At 72.7% G+C, this 15749-nt stretch carries 14 protein-coding genes; 5 read left to right on the top strand and 9 right to left on the bottom strand.

Annotated features, from left to right (window positions below):
- The first annotated feature begins 26 nt into the window (after positions 1-26).
- Entirely contained in the window at positions 27-836 is an 810-nt protein-coding gene (locus CHC05_RS39500; protein WP_089255852.1) for an MBL fold metallo-hydrolase, read from the top strand.
- A gap of 45 nt (positions 837-881) precedes the next feature.
- Here CHC05_RS39500 and CHC05_RS39495 read toward each other — a convergent pair whose 3' ends face one another.
- The 8 genes from CHC05_RS39495 to CHC05_RS39460 all read right to left on the bottom strand — a co-directional run bounded on the left by CHC05_RS39495 (position 882) and on the right by CHC05_RS39460 (position 11219).
- Positions 882-1145 (bottom strand): hypothetical protein, encoded by a 264-nt coding sequence (locus CHC05_RS39495; protein WP_144022985.1) that lies wholly within the window; start codon positions 1143-1145, stop codon positions 882-884.
- A complete protein-coding gene (locus CHC05_RS39490) occupies positions 1129-2226 on the bottom strand; it encodes a hypothetical protein (RefSeq protein ID WP_089255846.1) in 1098 nt (365 codons plus the stop codon). Before CHC05_RS39490 ends, CHC05_RS39495 begins: the two co-directional genes overlap by 17 nt.
- Positions 2227-2232: 6 nt before the next feature.
- The gene (locus CHC05_RS39485; RefSeq protein ID WP_089255844.1) at positions 2233-2547 is read right to left on the bottom strand and encodes a hypothetical protein; all 315 of its coding nucleotides are present in this window, start codon (positions 2545-2547) and stop codon (positions 2233-2235) included.
- Positions 2548-2555: 8 nt separating this feature from the next.
- The gene (locus tag CHC05_RS39480) at positions 2556-3590 is read right to left on the bottom strand and encodes a YbaB/EbfC family nucleoid-associated protein (protein ID WP_179266587.1); all 1035 of its coding nucleotides are present in this window, start codon (positions 3588-3590) and stop codon (positions 2556-2558) included.
- 64 nt (positions 3591-3654) lie between these two features.
- Positions 3655-4845: a VWA domain-containing protein gene (locus CHC05_RS39475; RefSeq protein WP_089255840.1), complete on the bottom strand. Its 1191-nt coding sequence runs from the start codon at positions 4843-4845 to the stop codon at positions 3655-3657.
- Positions 4842-7193 (bottom strand): DUF5682 family protein, encoded by a 2352-nt coding sequence (locus CHC05_RS39470; RefSeq protein ID WP_089255838.1) that lies wholly within the window; start codon positions 7191-7193, stop codon positions 4842-4844. The genes CHC05_RS39475 and CHC05_RS39470 overlap by 4 nt, the downstream gene beginning before the upstream one ends.
- Positions 7186-8247 carry an ATP-binding protein gene (locus CHC05_RS39465; RefSeq protein WP_089255836.1) on the bottom strand — a complete coding sequence of 354 codons (1062 nt, stop codon included), beginning with the start codon at positions 8245-8247 and terminating at the stop codon, positions 7186-7188. The genes CHC05_RS39470 and CHC05_RS39465 overlap by 8 nt, the downstream gene beginning before the upstream one ends.
- A complete protein-coding gene (locus CHC05_RS39460; protein ID WP_089255834.1) occupies positions 8244-11219 on the bottom strand; it encodes a DUF5691 domain-containing protein in 2976 nt (991 codons plus the stop codon). Before CHC05_RS39460 ends, CHC05_RS39465 begins: the two co-directional genes overlap by 4 nt.
- A 164-nt stretch (positions 11220-11383) precedes the next feature.
- Here CHC05_RS39460 and aspS point away from each other — a divergent pair, with 164 nt between their 5' ends.
- Together aspS and CHC05_RS39450 are read left to right on the top strand one after the other, a co-directional pair.
- Positions 11384-13189 carry an aspartate--tRNA ligase gene (gene aspS / locus CHC05_RS39455; protein WP_089255832.1) on the top strand — a complete coding sequence of 602 codons (1806 nt, stop codon included), beginning with the start codon at positions 11384-11386 and terminating at the stop codon, positions 13187-13189.
- Positions 13190-13211: 22 nt separating this feature from the next.
- Positions 13212-14045: a sugar nucleotide-binding protein gene (locus tag CHC05_RS39450; protein ID WP_089255830.1), complete on the top strand. Its 834-nt coding sequence runs from the start codon at positions 13212-13214 to the stop codon at positions 14043-14045.
- A gap of 75 nt (positions 14046-14120) precedes the next feature.
- On the opposite strand, the gene CHC05_RS39445 is transcribed toward CHC05_RS39450, so the two are convergent.
- Positions 14121-14825 (bottom strand): GNAT family N-acetyltransferase, encoded by a 705-nt coding sequence (locus tag CHC05_RS39445; protein WP_089255828.1) that lies wholly within the window; start codon positions 14823-14825, stop codon positions 14121-14123.
- A 109-nt stretch (positions 14826-14934) separates the two neighbouring features.
- Between CHC05_RS39445 and CHC05_RS39440 the strand changes: the two genes are divergently transcribed.
- Both CHC05_RS39440 and CHC05_RS39435 read left to right on the top strand, forming a co-directional pair.
- A complete protein-coding gene (locus CHC05_RS39440) occupies positions 14935-15150 on the top strand; it encodes a hypothetical protein (protein WP_089255826.1) in 216 nt (71 codons plus the stop codon).
- A 102-nt stretch (positions 15151-15252) separates the two neighbouring features.
- Positions 15253-15749, top strand: a 497-nt coding sequence (locus tag CHC05_RS39435; protein ID WP_144022984.1) for an AAA family ATPase, incomplete at its 3' end; no start/stop codon positions are given.

Here is a 15749-nt window from a genome sequence, read left to right as displayed (position 1 = left end):
TCGACCAAGGTCGTACCCTTCGAGAAATGGACCGTCACCACCCGATCTGCCGCACCTGTGGGGTTCAGCGCGCGACCGACGCGGACCGCACCGTCTGTCCGATCTGTGCCGACGAGCGGCAGTACGTAGGGTGGGGCGGGCAGCGATGGGTGTCGATCACCGAGCTGCACGCGGAGGGCTTCCGCGGCGTGGTGCGGCAGGAGTCGCCGGGCCTCTGGGGCGTCGGTGTCGAACCGAGCATCTGCATCGGCCAACGGGCGCTGGTGGTGCCCGGCCCGGGTGGCAACGTGCTGTTCGACTGTGTGCCCTATGTGGACGACGAGACGGTCGAGGCGGTCGAGGCCGTCGGAGGGCTGGCCGCGATCGCCCTTTCGCATCCCCATTTCTACGGGTCCATGGTGGAGTGGAGCAAGGCGTTCGGGGACATCCCGGTGTACGTGCACGCGTCCGACGCCAGCTGGGTGCCGCGATCCGGGAACATCGTCCTCTGGGAGGGTGAGCGGCAGGAGATCCTCCCCGAGCGGACGCTGGTCAACTGCGGCATCCACTTCCCGGGCGGCTCGGTGCTGCACTGGCCGGGACTCGACGGCAACGGCGCGCTGTGCACCGGCGACATCTTCACCGTCGTGATGGACCGGCGTTGGGTGAGCTTCATGTACAGCTACCCCAACCTGATCCCGGAACACCCGGACACGATCCTGCGCGCGGTGTCCCTTGTGGACGAGCTGCCCTACGACACCGTGTACGGGGGGTGGTGGGGCCGAGTGGTCGCGGGCGGCGCGAAGGAGCGGGTGCGCGCGTCGGCGGACCGGTACCTGGCCCGGATCGGCCGCTGAGGCCGCTTTCGGCCTGATCCGCGCGGGCTGGCCCGGCGGTTGGCGTCAGCGGCGGGTGCGGCGGCGGCGTTTCGGGTCGCGGCGCCACCAGGTCACGAAGAAGGTGGTGCCGGCGGCCAGGCCGACCACCGCGCCGATCACGAGGGCCAGGATCCCGTCGGCGCCGGCAGCGACCATCGGAGTGAGGACGACCAGCAGGCCAGCCATCGCGATGCCGAGGGCGCCGACGACGGCGGCCGGCGCGGGCATGCGCGTGCGGACGCGGCGGGCGTCCACCCGCTTGGGCTTGGGGCTACCTGTCGGGGTCAAGACGGCGATCCAGCTCCTCGTCGGACATGGACTCACCGGACGCCTCGACGGCTCGTTTCGCCTCGTTGGCGCCGGTGTTGAGCAGCTTGTCGGCGGGTCCGAGCCAGGTGCGGTAGTCGGTCGCCGACTCGCGCAGCGCCCGTCCCGAGCCGATCCAACCGCGCACGAACCGGCCGTTCGTGCCGCGCATTCGGAACGACGTCTGCACCCGACGCATGATCCGCGGGTGCATCCGGTAGAGCACCCGGCGGAGCCGGAGCAGGATCTGGGCGACCTTCTGGACGAAGGTCACGCCCCGGGTGGTGACGATGGCGCCCTGCGCGGTCGTCGCCGCGGCGGCGGCGGCCGTCGACGCGCCCGCGGTCGGCACCGCCGCGGCCATCGCCGGAACCCACGTGAACATGAGCCATTCGATGAACGTCGCGATCAGGCCGATCACGAACGCCTGCGCGACGTCCATCAGCAGCTTGGCGGTGTTGAGGATGAAGACCAGCTGCTGGACGTCACCCTGGATGCCGGCGACGCCCCCGGCGAACTCCTCCATCCGCGCGCGGGCGGCATCGGCGGCGGCACCCTGCCAGCCGACGAGGCCCTGCTGGGTGGCTTCGAGGATCTCCTTGGCGAGCGGTTCGAGCGCGTTGCCGACGCGCTCCCACTTGCCGATCTCGCCTTCCATCCGCTCCGGGTTGCCGGTGACGAGGCCGAGCAGGTCCTCCAGCGGCTGGACGACGTCGATCAGGAAGCCGAGACCGGCGGAGATGAGGGCGTTGAGCGGGTCGACCGCGTACATCGCGATGTTGATGCCGAGGTCGCCGACACTGCCGGCGATGTTGAAGAGCTCGCCCCAGTCGCTGTCGCCCTGGGCCAGCTTCGCCGCGCCGGAAACCGCCTGCGGCAGGCCGGCCACGCCGGCGAAGTCCTTGACCGGGTCGAGGCGCAGCACGTCGTACCCGCCGACACTGACCGACCCGGCACCGCCGTACCCGTCCCAGTCGGCCGTCGCGTCGACGCCGCCGTCCTTGGTGCCGTAGTCGGTGACGTCGTTGGTGACGTCGCTGTCCTCGAGTCGTCCTTCGGCCATCGCGGATCAGCCCAGCAGTTCGCGGATCGACGCCAGCGCCTGGGCGATCTCCTGGTCGGTCTGCTTGTAGTTGTCCACCGTGCAGTCCAACGCGTCGACCTTGTCCTGCAACGACTCGCCCATCATCGCCAGGTGCTCGTAGGTGTCGTCCGCGTACGTCCAGTACCAGGCGGCGAACGGCGCGCCGACCAGACCCCAGATGTACCACTCCGGGTTCGCGTCCTCGGCGAGCGTGAGGATGTCGGCCGCGCGCTCACGGATCTCGGCGAGCCGGGACCGGCACACCATGATCTCGTCGACGTCGGTGCGAAAGCCTGACATGTGGTTGCTCAGCTCCGATGGGGGTCGTCGTCGGGGGTCTGGTAGCTCTCGACCAGTGACCGGATGTCGAGGCGTGGACCGGTCAGCTGTTGTACGCGTTCGGCCATCAGCATCGCGGCCCGCGCGCTCGCGGTCATCACCGTCGTGTGGACGATGCCCGCCAGGGTCGCCGGGTCGTGTCGGAGCTGGCCGTTGCTGATGTGGACGGCCAGCAGCTCGCCGCCGGCCCGGACCTGGGCCGACACGCCACCGTCGGCCGATCGTGCGGTCGCGGTCAGGTCGGCCAGTTCGGTGCGTAGCTCCGCGTACCCGGCGAGTTGTCGTTGCGAGTCCTCGCTGACCCGACGCAGCACCTGGTCGGCGTGCTGGAACTCGCCGTCGGCGGGGCGTTTGCCCGCACCGTTGCGTCGCGCGTTGTCCTGGCCATTGCCTCGCGCGGTGCTTGGGCTGTCGCCTCGCGCCTCGCCAGCGGCGTTGCCCCAGGCGTTGCCGGGGCCGTTGCTCGGTCCGTCGCCCCGCGCGTTGCCAAGGGCGTTGTCCAGGCCGTTGCCCCAAGCGTTGGCTGGGCCGTTGCCCGGGCCGCCTGCCGTTTCGTCGCGCGGACCGTCGCCCAAGCCGTTGCCCCAAGCGTTGCCCGGGGCGGTGCCAGTGCCGTTGCGCGGACCGTCGCCTGGGACGTCGTCGAAATTCGGCGGGTCGAACGTGGGCACCTCGGGCAGCGTGCCGCCGAGCAGGCCGGGCAGTTCCGCGCGGCCGTGGCGGACCGTGCGGACGGCCTCGGCCATCGAGCCGGTGGCCTGGGCGGTCGCCTCGCGCGCCGTGTCGACGACTAGTGCGCCGAGCCGCTCCGGGCTGTAGCGGTAGGCCGCCCGCCCGAAACCCAGCCCGACGATGGAGTTGCCGGGCCCGGCGGTGACCTCGACAGCACCGTCCGGTGTGGAGACGGTCGCGGTCGCCGCCGTCACGGCCTGCCGGAGCGCGTCGACCGCGTCCTTCAGCTCCGCCGGTGGCATTGGCTTGGGTATCGCGTCGAAGGCGCTCATCAGACCCCCCATTTTCCGAGCGCGCCGGTCGGGCGTGAACCCTAGCACCGATGGTGATCGTTGTTCAGCTTCCGTGCGCCCGTTGCGCGCCCTCCCGTTCCGCGAACGCCCGCAGGTCATGCCGCTGGATCGCGGCGGCCATCAACTCCGGGAACATGTCCGGTGTGCACGCGAACGCCGGCACGCCGAGGGAGCCCAGCGCGGCCGCGTTGTCGTGGTCGTAGCTGGGCGCACCGTCGTCGGACAGCGCCAGCAAAGCGACGACCTGGACTCCCGCACCGACCAGGTCGGCGACCCGGCGCAGCATCTCGTCGCGTGCGCCACCTTCGTAGAGGTCGCTGACCAGCACGAAGATGGTTTCCCGGGGCCGCGTGACGAGCCGCTGGCTGTAGGCGATGGCACGGTTGATGTCGGTGCCGCCGCCGAGCTGGGTGCCGAACAGCACGTCGACCGGGTCGTTGAGGTGCTCGGTCAGGTCGACGACCGAGGTGTCGAAGACGACCAACGAGGTCCGCAGCGTACGCAGGGAGGCCAGCACGGACGCGAACACGCCGGAGTAGACGACCGACGACGCCATCGACCCGGACTGGTCGACACAGAGGATCACGTCCCGCTGTACGGCGTTGCCGCGCCGCCCGTACCCGATGAGCCGCTCGGGAACGACGGTGCGATAGGCCGGTTGGTAGTGGCGCAGGTTCGCGCGAATGGTGCGGTTCCAGTCGATGTCGCCGTGGCGGGGGCGCTCGATCCGGCTGGCCCGGTTGAGCGCGCCGGTGACCGCGGCCCGTGCCTTCTGCGCGATCCGCTTCTCCAGGTCGTCGACTACCTGGCGGACCACCTGCCGGGCCAGGTCGCGGGTCTTGTCGGGCATCACCGAGTTGAGCGAGAGCAGCGTGCCGACCAGGTGGACGTCGGGTTCGACGGCGGAGAGCATCTCCGGCTCGAGCAGGAGGCGGGTGAGGTTGAGCCGCTCGATCGCGTCGGTCTGCATGACGCGGACGACGCTCTGCGGGAAGTACTCCCGGATGTCGCCGAGCCAGCGGGCCACCCGTGGCGCGGAGGCGCCCAGGCCGGCGCTGCGGCGGCTGCCTTCCTTGGGCTCGCCGTTGCCCGCACCGTCGGGACCCCTGTCGTAGAGGGCGGCCATCGCGGCGTCCATGGCGGCGTCGCGCCCGTTCGGCTGGCCCAGCGACTCGTCGGCGGGCTCACCGAGCGCCAGCCGCCATCTCCGGCGCCGTTCGTCGTCGGCGGTCATTCGATCCTCCGTCCCAGGAGCGCGCTCAAGGTGGGCAGGGAGAGCGCCGCCGTGTCGTGGTCCAGTACGGCGGTGGCTGTTCTCGTCGCGCCCCCGCCGGCGACCCGCTCGCCGATGCCGCGGCGCTCGCCGGTCGCGAAGGTGCCGAAGGTGCGGCGGAGCAGGGGTAGCACCTCGGTGAAGGCGTCCGCCGGGATGGCCGCGAGCCAGTCGTCGACGAGTGACAACAGGCTGTCGTCATGCATCAGGAGCAGGCCGCCGCCGGCGAGGAAGCCTTCGACCCAGGCCGCGCCGGTCGCCGCCGGCACGCCCGCGGTCAGCGCGCGACCGAGCCGCAGCCCGGCGTCCCTTGTGGACAGCCGGCCGGCGTCGTGCAGCAGGCGGGTGAGCCGGCCGGCCAGCAGCCCGTGCAGGTCGTCGCGGGTGGTCAGCGCGGTGAGGGTGTCGAGCCACCTGGTGCGTTCGGCGTCGTCGCCGAGCAACGCGACCGCGGTGTGCACGGCGTCGATGTGGTCCCGCAGGCCGGCGGCGGCCTCGTCGGACAGGCCCGAGGCGGCCGGCGGGAGTGCGGCGTAGACCCGGGCCAGCAGCCCCTTCACCACGGCGGCGACGGCGGCGACGTCGGAGCGGCGGACGTCGCCGTAGCGGACCGTGCGCGCCAGGGCGGGGATCGCGGCCATCAGGTGGGTTACGTCGGCGTCCTCGGCGGCCCGGGCGTCGAGGGCGCGCAGCACCGCCGGCCGCGCGAGGGGCAGGTCGGCGAGCAGGCAGGTCTCGAGCAGGGCGGTCACCTCGGCCAGCGTCGTCGCCTTGGCCGCCGCGGCCGAGACCTGTGCGGTGGCCGCGCCGACCACGGTGGTGCCGTAACCGCTCGCCTCCACCAGCCGGATCGAGAACTCCGGCTGCCAGCGCAGCGCCCACTCCTCGCGGAAGGTGCCGGTGCTGCCCCGCCGTTCCTCGGGCTCGCCCCAGGGCACGTCCAGGCAACGGAGTTGGTGCAGCAGGTGGCTGCGCGCGAGGTCGGTGTCCTTGCGCAGGTCGAGGTCCAGCGCCCGGTCGAGCGCCGACGGTTTGAGGCGGGCGGCCCGTTGGCGGGCCTCCAGGTCACGGGCGAGCGGAACGGTCGGTACGCCCTCGGGCACCTCGCCCAGCCGCTCGCCGACGACCAGCTTGCGCCCGATGAGCTGCAGGCGGAGGTCGTCGCCTTCGCAGAGCACGGCACCCGACGCGTCGGTGACCTCGGCCAGGCCGGCGAGCGGGCGCCCACGCATGGTGGCGAGCGCCTCGGCCAGCCGCGTCGCCTCGATGACATGCGCGGGGGAGGTGTCTACGCCCTCGTCGCGGAGCACGCCGGCCGCGCCGACGAGCCAACGCGGCACGACCTCGTCGGTGGTGGTGAAGAGGTGGTGGTACCAGCCTGGCGAGTCGACGCCCGCGCCATAGCCTTGCCACGAGGCCAGCCGCCCGTAGGTCCACGGAACCCAGGTGAACCGCACCTTGCCGCGGCGCTTGCCACCCTTGAGCAGCGCGGCGTCGTGGGCGGCAGTGACTTTCGCGCGGAGCGCGGGCACGTGCCACGCGCCGCAGACCACGGCGATCTCGTTGTGAGTGCGGCGCACCTGGCGCAGGACGGTGCGCATGTGCGCCTCGCGCACGAGGTCGTAGGGGTCCTCCAGCGCACCTGCCCTGACCTCGGTCATCGCCTCCTCGATCGCCTCGAACGCGGGTGCCTGCCGGTGCTCGACCACGTCCTCCCACCAGCGCTCGGGGTCGTCGTAGCCCGCGGCGGCGGCAAGCTCACCGATCGGATCGACCGGCCGCAACTCCGGCGCCGGCGGCCCCGGCATCGGCCCGTCGTCGTCCAACCCATCCGGATCGGAGTCCGCCGCAGGCCCGCCCGGACCGTTTGTTTCGGATCCGTCTCCGCCCGCTCTGTCTGGTTTTGCCTCCGGCGCGGCGGGCTCGCGGCCGGCCGGCGAGTCCAATGTGGGCACTTCAGCGGGCGTGTGGTCGTTGGTGGTGGGTTTGCGGGACGTGAGGCGGTGCGCGAACGGTAGGTCGAAGAAGCGGACCGGGACGCCGTTGGCGACTGCCCACTTGATGGCCTGCCATTCCGGAGAGAAGACGGCGAACGGCCAGAAGGCGGCCCGGCGGGGGTTGTCGGCGGCGTAGCCGAGCAGGGCCACCGGCGGCTGCAGCCGGTCGTCGGCCGCCCACGCGATCAGGTCGTCGGCCTCGGGTGGGCCCTCGACCAGCAGGATGTCGGGTCGCTGCTCTTCGAGGGCACGGAGGACCGCACGGGCGGAGCCTGGCCCGTGGTGGCGGATGCCGTAGTAGCGCTCAGGCATCGCGGGCGGCGCGGTAGAAGTCGGCCCACCCTGGGCGTTCGCGGACCACCGTCTCCAGGTATTCACGCCACACGACGCGGTCGGAGACCGGGTCCTTGATGACGGCGCCGACGATGCCGGAGGCCACGTCGCCGGCGCGGAGTACGCCGTCGCCGAAGTGGGCGGCCAACGCCATGCCGTTGGTGACGACCGAGATCGCCTCGGCGGTCGACATCGTGCCGGTGGGTGACTTGAGCTTGGTGCGGGCGTCGTCGGTCTGGCCGTCGCGTAGCTCACGGAACACGGTGACCACGCGCCGGATCTCGTCGAGCGCCGTCGTGGTCTCGGGTAGATCGAGGGAACGGCCGAGCTGCGCGACCCGGCGGGTGACGATGTCGATCTCTTCGTCGAACGTGGCCGGCACCGGCAGCACCACGGTGTTGAACCGGCGCCGCAGGGCGCTGGACAGCTCGTTGACGCCCCGGTCACGGTCGTTGGCGGTCGCGATCACGTTGAAGCCGCGCTGGGCCTGGACCTCGGTGTTGAGCTCGGGAACCGGCAGCGTCTTCTCGGACAGGATCGTGATCAGCGCGTCCTGGACGTCGGAGGGAACCCGGGTGAGCTCTTCGACCCGGGCGATCGCGCCGGTCTCCATCGCGCGCAGAACCGGGCTCGGCACCAGCGCCGCCGGCGACGGGCCTTCGGCGAGCAGCCGGGCGTAGTTCCAGCCGTAGCGGATCGCCTCCTCGGGCGTGCCGGCGGTGCCCTGGACGAGCAGTGTCGAGTCACCGGAGATCGCGGCGGCGAGATGCTCGGAAACCCAGGTCTTGGCGGTGCCTGGCACGCCGAGCAGGAGCAGCGCGCGGTCGGTGGCTAGGGTGGCGACCGCGACCTCCATCAGCCGGCGGGACCCGACGTACTTCGGCGTGATCTTGCCGCCGTCGCCCAGCAGATAGGTGACCACCGCCTGCGGCGACAGCCGCCAGCCGGGCGGGCGGGGACGGTCGTCGTCGGCGGCCAGCGCGGCCAGCTCTTCCGCGTAGAACTCTTCCGCGTGCGGACGCAGGGCGGTCATTCGAACTCCTCGATCATCTCGTTGCGGAAGCTGAGCACGGCGGCAAGCTGGGCCAGGTAGCGGGCGGAGCGGCGGCCCTCCGGCAGCCCGTCGAGGGACCGGATCAAGGTCTCGACCCGGCCGACGAACGAGGTGGGCATGGCGGGCATGGCCAGCCGGCAGAGCTCGGAGAGCTGCCAGGCGTTGTCGGGCGCGAGTATCGCCATCGCCCGCAACGCCGCGGACGCCAGCTCGTCGGACCAGTCGCCGGCGCAGAAGTGCAGCAACCGGATGCCGGCCGCGGTGTCCCGGCGTAGGGCGGCGGCCACCCGCCGGCCCCGCTCGCCGCCCGGCAACACCTCGAGCAGCGGCCAGGTCAGCCGGTCGCCGAGCCCGTCGCCGTTGAGCTCGGCCGGTGCCGCGTCGGCGAGGTCGAGCAGGGCGGCGGCCCACACCGGGTCGTGCTGGGCAGCGGTGGCCCGGGCGAGCCCCCGGAGCAGCACCGGCTGCCATCCGTCGGCGACCGGGGACGTGATGACGCCGCCAGGGTCGCGGCCTGTCAGCGTGGTCCAGAACTCCAGCGGTGTCGCCGAAACGATCTCTTCCAGCAGCCAGGCACCGAGACCGACGCCCCGGGGCGGCGACGGGTCGATGTCGTCGCGGAGCATCGCCGCGTCGATGGTGGACGGTGCCGTGACCACCAGCGCGCCGTCGGCGAAGTGGACGCTGGCGGCGGTGCGGGTGGCCATCCGCTCGCCCAGCGCGGACCCGGGCAACTTGCGCAGCAACTCGGCGGCGACCTGGCGGATCTCGCGCCGCCGGTCGTCGAGCGCGTGCTCGATCAGCGCCTCGTCGCGCACGTGGAGCCCGGTTTCGAGTGCGCCGAGCAGCAGCACCCGGTCGTGCGGCGGCTCCGCGTCGAAGGTCTCGGTGAGCAGCTCGAGGCCTTTGGCCGGGTCGCCGGCGCGGAGCGCCACGAGATAGGCGAGCCGTTCGCCGGGCGTGCCGGTCAACCAGTCCTGCGAGTCGGCGGCGGCCACCTCACCGCCCACGTCCCGGAAGTAGCGCCAGTCGGCCTGGCGCTGCGCCAGCCAGTGGCCGCGCCGCCCGGCGACCGCGCCCAGCGCCGGCCGCAGCCCGGTGTCGCGTCGGCCGAGGTCGAGCAGGATGGGCAGCGTCTCCGGCGGCGCGAGCAGTTGCCGCTTGCCGGCCTCGACCAGCCACTGCCCGAGAACGGCCCGCTGCGCGGGCCCACCCCAGCCGGTCGCGCCCTCGGTGAGCAGCAGGTCGAGCCGGGCGGCCGCGGGCGGCGGGACGACGGGGCGGACCTCGTCGGGCGCCGGAGGGATCGTCGGCCGACCGACCAGCGGCGTCTCCGCCGCCCGCCGGTAGGTGAGGGCGACCGCCGCCGCTTCGAGCAGCGCGCGCGCCGACCCACCGGACCCACCGTCTCCATCCCCTGCGCGGCCCTGGCCGACCACATCGGCGTCTTCGGGCTCGCCGGCGGGTTCGGTGTGGAGGTTGGCCGGGATCGAGAGGGAAAGGCGGTGGCCGCCGCCGACGTCGAGGCGTGCGGCCGACCATGGCCGGCGGGCGGTGCCCACCAGCGCGGCCGACAGCAGGTCGGCCGGTAGCTCGGGACCGCCGCCCGAGGCGGCCGCCCGCGGCTCGCCCGGTGCCGCGGGGACGTGGCGACCGTCGGGCCAGGCTGCCAACGGGCGGAAGCCGGTGTGGCCGTATTCGCCGGCCACCACGACCGGGCGGGCGCCCGCGGCCGCGATGAGCCACCACGGCTGGTCGTCGTCGGGGTGCAGGGCGACCGCGTCGCCGGCGGGGTCGACCAGGTGGCCGTCGTCGGTGGGCGTCACGTCGGCGAGCAGCATCGGGGTCGACTCGCGCCAGGGCTCGGCGGCGACCGCGCGCGCGTGCTCAGTCACGGCGGCGCGGATCGGGACCGCGCCCGGTGGAGTGGTGTAGACCGGGACCGGCTCGCCGTAGCGGACCTTGACCAGCGCCCGCCTGGGCACGGCGGCCGGATAGAAGCACAGGCCGGCGTCGAGCACCGTGCCGGGCTCGAGGTCGGTCGGCAGGGTCTGGCCGGCCGGCGCGAAGGCCAGGACCAGCGCGAACCGTCCGCTCAGCTCGCCGCGTAGCCAGGTGCGTCGGCTCGTCAGCCGGTCGTCGGCCGTGTCCAGGCGGCCCAGCACCTCCCACCGGTCGCGGATCTCCGGCTCGGCCAGCACGTCGTCGGTGGCCACCGGGTAGCCGACGCGGGTGCGGACGGTCGCCGCCAGCCCCGGTGGCAGCGCCGGGAGCCGGCCGTGGGCGACGATCAGCAGCCGGAGCAGGGCGAGCTCGCCCAGGAGGCGGTCGGCCCAGTTGGTGCCGACGCCGACGACCCAGCCCAGCCGGCGGACGCCGCCGGCGATGCCCGGTGCCTGTGCGTCGACCAGCCGGGCGGCCATCGTCTGGTAGGGCCGGTAACCGGCTTGCTCGGCCGCCGCCAGACCCTGCTCGATCTGGTCGGTCAGCCAGCGGTCGAGCTCGACCAGCCCTGCCTCGACCCGGTCGGCGCGCTGCTGGACCCGGCGTGCGGCGGCTGCCGGATCTGCCAGGCCCTCGCCGGCCGTGCGCGGCGCCCGAGGCGCGCGCTGCGAGCGGGCCGCGCGCTCCGCCTGCCACTCCGTCGCCCACTCGGGTGGCGACTCGTCGTCGGGAACGCCGCCGTTGGCCCAGCGCAGCAGCAACCCGAGGGTGTGCTTGCAGGGGATCTTGCGGCTCGGGCAGGTGCAGCGGTAGGCCGGACCGGTCAAATCGACACAGACCTGGTAAGGCCGCGCACCCGAGCCTCGGCACAGGCCCCAGAGCATGTCGTCGAAACGGCCCTGGCCTGCCCAGTGGGCAGCGGTGATCAGACCACGGCCGCTCTTGGCCGCGCCCTGGTCGGGCGCGAGCGAGAGCACCTTGTCGGGAGACCAGCGTTCGACGGACACGCGCAAACCTTAGAACTCATGTACGACGAATTTTGGCGGCCTGTGGATAACCGCGAGACACCAAACCTTATCCACAGGCCGGGGGTGCGGGCTTCCGCCACCAACCAGCCCTGCGAGAATCGACCCCGCAACGCCGTACCCCAATGTCGAGGAGAGCGACCGTCGTGATCCGTACCCATGATGCCGGAAGCCTGCGTGCCACGGACGCCGGCAGCGCGGTGACCTTGGCCGGGTGGGTGGCCCGCCGTCGTGATCATGGTGGGGTCATCTTCGTCGACCTCCGTGACGCGTCGGGCGTGGTCCAGGTGGTCTTCCGCGAGGAAGACGCCCACCACCTCCGCAACGAATACTGCGTCCGGGTCGAGGGCGACGTCGCCGCGCGCCCGGCCGGCAACGAGAACCCCGAGCTACCGACCGGCGCGATCGAGGTCAACGCGACCGTCCTCGAGGTGCTCTCGGAGGCCGCTCCGCTGCCGCTGCCCGTCGACGACAACATCGACGCGGGCGACGACATCCGGCTCCGTCACCGCTATCTCGACCTGCGCCGCAGCGGGCCGTCCAACGCGCTCAAGCTGCGCAGCAAGGCCAACCAGATCGCGCGCCGCGTCCTGCACGACCGCGACTTCAACGAGATCGAGACGCCGACCCTGACCCGGTCGACGCCCGAGGGCGCCCGCGACTTCCTGGTCCCGGTGCGGTTGCAACCCGGCAGCTGGTACGCGTTGCCGCAGTCGCCGCAGCTCTTCAAGCAGCTGCTGATGGTGGCGGGCATGGAGCGCTACTACCAGATCGCCCGCTGCTACCGCGACGAGGACTTCCGCGCCGACCGCCAGCCCGAGTTCACCCAGCTCGACATCGAGATGTCGTTCATCACCCAGGACGACGTGATCGACCTGGGCGAGGCGATCGTCGGTGCGCTGTGGGAGGAGCTGGCCGGCCACCGCATCGACCGGCCGATCCCGCGGATCACCTGGCACGACGCGATGGCGCGTTACGGCTCCGACAAGCCTGACCTGCGCTACGGGGTCGAGCTGACCGAGCTGACCGACTACCTGCGCGGCACCGAGTTCCGGGTGTTCGCCGGCGCGATCGAGGCCGGCGGCTACGTCGGCGCGGTCGTCATGCCCGGCGGCGCGGCGCAGAGTCGCAAGGAGCTCGACGGCTGGCAGGACTGGGCCAAGGCGCGTGGTGCCCGGGGCCTGGCCTACGTCGTGCTCGACGCCGAGACCGGCGAGGCGCGCGGTCCGGTCGCCAAGAACCTCAGCGCGGGCCACCTCGAAGGGTTGGCCGACGCCGTCGGCGCCAAGCCCGGCGACGCCATCTTCTTCGCGGCGGCCGCCGAGGCGCGCGAGGCGCAGGAGCTGCTCGGCGCCGCCCGCATCGAGATCGCCAAGCGGGCCGGCCTGGCCGACCCCGACGCGTGGGCGTTCTGCTGGGTGACCGACGCGCCGATGTTCGAGAAGGACGACGAGGGCGGTTGGACGGCCGTCCACCACCCGTTCACCTCGCCCAACGCCGAGTGGATGGACCGGTTCGAGGAGGCGCCGGACCGCGCGCTCGCCTACGCCTACGACATCGTCTGCAACGGCAACGAGATCGGCGGCGGTTCCGTCCGTATCCACCGCGGCGACGTGCAGCGCCGGGTGTTCACCCTGCTCGGCATCACCGACGACGAGGCGGCCGACAAGTTCGGCTTCCTGCTCGAAGCCTTCAAGTACGGCCCGCCCCCGCACGGCGGCATCGCGTTCGGCTGGGACCGGGTCTGCATGCTGCTCGCCGGCGCCGACTCGATCCGCGAGGTGATCGCGTTCCCGAAGACGCGGGGCGGCTACGACCCGCTGACCGGTGCGCCGACGCCGATCACCGGGCAGCAGCGGCTGGAGGCCGGCGTCGACGCCAAGCCGAAGCCCGCTCCCGCCGCGCACGTCGGCACCGCCGGGGTCGCGGTGCCCGTCGAGCACACGCCATGACCGGGCGGGGTCCGGCGGCGCGATGACGCTGCTGGTCGTCGGCGGGAGCGGCTACCTCGGCGGCGAGGTGTGCCGGCAAGCGGTCGCGGCGGGCTTCGACGTCGCGGCGACCTACCATCGCGGGCCCGGTTCCGTGCCGGGCACGCGATGGCACCGGGTCGACGTGCGCGACCGCGCCGCCGTCGACCGGCTCGTCGACGAGGTGCGGCCGCGGACGGTGGTGACGACCGCCTACGCGTACGCCGAGTGGGCCGTCACCGCGACCGGCGCGGCGCACGTGGCGGCCGCCGCCGAGCGGGTCGGCGCGCGGCTGGTGCACGTGTCGAGCGATGCTGTCCACGGTGGACGGCCGGCACCCTACGGCGACGACGTCGATCCGACACCGGTCTACGCCTACGGCGCGGCCAAGGCGGCGGCCGAGACCGCTGTCCGCCTCGTCGCGCCGCGGGCGGCGGTGGTCCGCTGCTCACTGATCATCGGGCCCGACGCCCGGTCGCAGCAGGTGTCGCTCTGCCTGGAGGCCCTATCGCCGGATTCCGGCGTGCGCCTGTTCACCGACGAGATCCGCGTTCCGGTCGGGGTCGGCGATCTGGCCACGGCGCTGCTGGAGCTGGCGGAAGGCGACTACGCGGGGATGCTCAACGTGGCCGGGCCCGAGGCCCTGAGCCGGCTGGAGCTCGGCGAGCTCGTCGCCCGCGCACACGGCCTCGATCCCGCGGCCCTACGCAGCTCGACGATCGCCGAGTCGGGCCTGACCCGCCCGGCGCGAGTCGTCCTCGACACGACCCGCGCGGCGGAGGTCCTGAAGACCCGATTCCGCCCAGCCGAGGAGATCCTGGCCGCCGCGAAGAGCTAGGGCATCACGTGCCGGGCGTTGCCGCAGTGGCGACGCCCGTGTTCCTGGAACACTCAACGCGTTCGTCGGGCGCTGCTACGCGAGGCCGACGCTCGTACGCGGGATTGACGACGTGTAGCCCAATGCCTCGTACATCGTGTTCGCCGGCACGTTGTCGGTCATCACGCCTAGGGCGGCGATCCCGAGCTCCGCGACCAACCTCCGGGTCAACGCCGCCGTCAGCGCGGCGCCCAAACCTCGGCCGCGGGCGGACGGGTGGACCGCGATGCCGGACAGGAAACCGACGCCACCGCGACTGCGGTCGGCCGCGCACGCGACCAGGTCGGCACCGTCGCGGATGCCCCACCAGGTCCGTACCCGGGAATCGCCGGGTCGCGTCGTCGTGCTCGGGAACGCGACGTCCAGCAGCGCCGAGATGGCGGCGTCGTCCTCGACCGGCTCCGCCCGCTCCTCGCCCGCGCGGATGGGCGGCGGCTCAGAGGTCCAGCGGAAGTCCCACTCGTCGCGGAACTTGACCTGGACTTCGGCCGGCAGGGCGCCGGCCATGCGCGGCAGGTGCCACCAGCGCGCGCTCCCCGCGGCGACCAACGGAATCGCCGAAGCGGCGACGGCGCCGTCTCCCAGGGCGCAGACCGCCGTGCCGGACCGGGTGACCCAGACCACAGTGGACCCGACGCGGACGCCCGTGACGTCGTCGGTGTCGCCGGTGGTGAGGCGGGCGTACGGATGCGCGCCCACCGCGGCCAGCACCGCGTCCCGGCCGACGAGGGGTTCAGCCATGGCGGCAACGTAGCCGATCGATCATCGGGATTGCGTGGTGACCCGAGTGGGTATTGACCCGGCCACCCGCTCGAACCCCTCGGGCGGAGCCGCTTTCAGGAGGATAGAGATGCTCGCTGTAGCTGCGGCCATCGTCTTCGGTTTCGCCTTGCTGCTCGACCTTTTCGACACCGATCTCAACGCGCCGGACCTGTTCAACTGGAACACCCTGGTGCTCATCGGCTTGACGCTGCTCGCCCTCTACTTCGCCGGGGTCGGCAGCGGTCCCCGGGCCGGCACCGGCTCCGGCCGGCGCTTCTACGGGCGCCGCCCCGGTCGCGGCTGACCGCTCGCCTGGGAGATCATGCGAGGAACCCTCCGCCCGTACCAGGGGCGCAGGGTTCTTCGCATTTCCGGCACCCAACACCCGGCCGGTACTGTCTTCCTGATGGAGCCCGACGCCCTTTTCACGGTCGCTGACGGCGGTGGGGTGCGCACCGCGCCCGCGCACACCGCCGGCGCTGACGGCTTCGCGGCGCCGGGTGCCGATGCCCCGCTGCCCGTGCGGATGCGGCCCCAGACGGTCGACGAACTGGTGGGGCAGGGCCATCTGCTCGCACCTGGTGCGCCGTTGCGGCAACTCGTCACCGGGGCGACGCCGCTTTCGGTGATCCTGTGGGGTCCGCCCGGCACCGGGAAGACCACGATCGCGCATCTGGTCGCCCAGGCGAGTGACCGCCGTTTTGTGGCGATGTCGGCGCTTAACGCGGGCGTCAAGGACGTCCGGGCGGTGATCGAGACCGCGCGGCGGCAGCGCCGGACCGGTGGGCCGCCGACCGTGTTGTTCATCGACGAGGTGCACCGCTTCTCCAAGACCCAGCAGGACTCGCTGCTCGCGGCCGTCGAGGACCGGACCGTGACGCTGCTGGCGGCGACCACCGAAAA

The sequence above is a fragment of the Asanoa hainanensis genome (genome assembly GCF_900188485.1).
GTDB classification, from domain to species: domain Bacteria; phylum Actinomycetota; class Actinomycetes; order Mycobacteriales; family Micromonosporaceae; genus Asanoa; species Asanoa hainanensis.
This window is presented reverse-complemented; position numbering and strand designations above follow the sequence as displayed.